2 protein-coding genes are annotated in these 2,597 nt (G+C 41.6%); both read left to right on the top strand.

From position 1 onward, the window contains the following. Window positions 1-271 precede the first annotated feature (271 nt). Window positions 272-994, top strand: coding sequence for a pseudouridine synthase (locus QM911_RS09755; RefSeq protein WP_414313870.1), 723 nt, complete (start codon window positions 272-274; stop codon window positions 992-994). A gap of 110 nt (window positions 995-1,104) precedes the next feature. Beyond that, window positions 1,105-2,439 carry an aminopeptidase C gene (gene pepC / locus QM911_RS09750; RefSeq protein ID WP_414313869.1) on the top strand — a complete coding sequence of 445 codons (1,335 nt, stop codon included), beginning with the start codon at window positions 1,105-1,107 and terminating at the stop codon, window positions 2,437-2,439. The last annotated feature ends 158 nt before the right edge of the window (window positions 2,440-2,597 follow it).

Genomic DNA, 2,597 nt, shown 5'->3' with positions numbered 1-2,597 from the left:
AAGAAAACTTTTAGGAATCTAGCTTATACTATAAGCATAAGTTAAGAGAAACTTAACTTTAACTCCTAAAAATTTTTCATAACAATCTCCCTATAAAATAAAGTCGCCCAATCAGGCGGCTTATTTTTGTACTAATACTCAATGAAAATCAAAGAGCAAACTAGGAAGCTAGCCGCAGGCTGTACTTGAGTACGGTAAGGGGACGATGACGTGGTTTGAATTTGATTTTCGAAGAGTATAAGATTAAGCTTATTCATGGTATAATAGTGCTATGAGATTAGATAAATATTTAGTTGCCTGCGCCGTAGGAAGTCGGACAGAGGTTAAAAACTTTCTAAAGGCTGGGCGCGTGACGGTCAATGGTAAAAAGGAAAAATCTGCCAAGCTACAAATCAATGAAGAGATAGACGAGATTTGTTTTGACGGGCAAAAGCTAGACTACGAGGAGTTTGTTTACTATATGATGAACAAGCCCCAGGGGGTTATTTCAGCAACTGAAGATTCTGAACATAAGACTGTGTTGGATTTGTTGGATGATTTAGCTCGATCAAAGGAAGTTTTCCCAGTGGGACGTTTGGATATCGACACGCATGGACTCTTGCTCTTGACCAATGATGGCCAACTGGCTCATGCTCTTCTTTCTCCTAAACGCCATGTGGATAAGATTTATCTGGCGCGGGTCGATGGAATCATGACCCAAGAGGATGTAGAGACATTTGCACAAGGGATTCCGCTAAAAGACTTTACCTGTAAGCCTGCCAAACTGGAACTTGTATCTCTTGATAGAGAAAAAAACCAAAGTCTGGTTCGTGTGACCATTGCAGAAGGGAAATTCCATCAGATTAAACGGATGGTTGCTTACTGTGGCAAGGAAGTGGTGGACTTGCAACGTCTGACCATGGGAACTTTGACCTTGGATGAAAATCTGAAGCGTGGGGAATGGCGTCGCTTGACCACAGAGGAATTAGAAAGCTTGCTCGAAAGTGTTGGGTAAACTGTGTAATCTTTGAAAAAGGTGAGGAAAATATCCTTACCTTTTTCAGTTTTTGGTTGCTTCCTTTGTGAAAAGAGTTATAATAGACTGTAGAATAAAAGGAGGATTTTATGAACGCGATTCAAGAATCATTTACAGATAAATTATTTGCTAATTATGAAGCAAATGTCAAATACCAAGCTATCGAAAATGCTGCCAGCCACAATGGAATCTTTGCAGCCCTTGAGCGTCGTCAAAGCCATGTAGATAACACACCTGTTTTCTCACTTGATTTGACAAAGGACAAGGTCACTAACCAGAAGGCTTCTGGTCGCTGCTGGATGTTTGCGGCCCTTAATACTTTCCGCCACAAACTCATCTCTCAGTACAAACTTGAAAACTTTGAATTGTCACAAGCCCACACCTTCTTCTGGGACAAGTATGAAAAATCAAACTGGTTCTTGGAGCAAGTCATTGCGACTGCTGACCAAGAATTGACCAGCCGCAAGGTTAGCTTCCTACTCCAAACTCCACAACAAGATGGTGGTCAGTGGGATATGGTAGTTTCTCTCTTTGAGAAATACGGTGTCGTACCTAAGTCTGTTTATCCAGAATCTGTTTCATCTAGCAATAGTCGTGAGCTCAATGCAATCCTTAACAAATTGCTTCGTCAAGACGCTCAAATCTTGCGTGACCTCTTGGCTTCTGGCGCAGACCAAGCGACTGTTCAAGCTAAGAAAGAAGACCTCTTGCAGGAGATCTTTAACTTCCTTGCCATGTCACTAGGACTTCCGCCACGTCAATTTGACTTTGCTTATCGTGATAAGGACAACAACTACCAAAGCGAAAAAGGCATCACTCCACAAGAGTTTTACAAGAAATACGTTGACCTTCCACTAGAAGACTACGTTTCTGTGATCAATGCTCCAACTGCTGACAAACCTTACGGTAAATCTTACACAGTTGAGATGTTGGGAAATGTCGTTGGAAGCCGTGCAGTTCGCTACATCAACGTACCGATGGAACGTTTGAAAGAATTGGCGATTGCCCAAATGCAGACAGGGGAAACTGTTTGGTTTGGTTCAGATGTTGGCCAGCTCAGCAACCGTAAAGCCGGAATCCTTGCGACAGATGTCTATGACTTTGAATCAAGCATGGACATTCAACTCACTCAGGACAAGGCAGGACGTTTGGACTACAGCGAAAGCTTGATGACTCACGCAATGGTCTTGACAGGTGTTGATTTGGATGAAAATGGCAAATCAATCAAGTGGAAAGTTGAAAACTCATGGGGAGACAAAGTCGGTACGGATGGTTACTTTGTTGCCTCAGATGCTTGGATGGACGAATACACTTACCAAATCGTTGTTCGTAAAGAATTGCTAACAGCAGAAGAACAAGCTGCTTATGAAGCAGAACCAATCGTCCTTGCACCATGGGATCCAATGGGTGCCTTGGCAGAATAAAAGAATACAAAAAAGAATCAGGAGATAATCCCAATGTCATTAAGTTAAGAAATTCAAATACAATTCTGTATTTGGGTTTCTTTTTTTATGTGCTAAACTGATAGTTAAGGAGGTACTTCCCATGATAAAACAGATAAAAGCCCACTTGAATAAGAGTA

Origin of the sequence: Streptococcus infantis (assembly GCF_047460825.1) — a bacterium.
Lineage (GTDB): Bacteria > Bacillota > Bacilli > Lactobacillales > Streptococcaceae > Streptococcus > Streptococcus infantis_V.
Note: the sequence above shows the minus strand (reverse complement) of the source record. Positions and strands in the feature narration are given on the sequence as shown.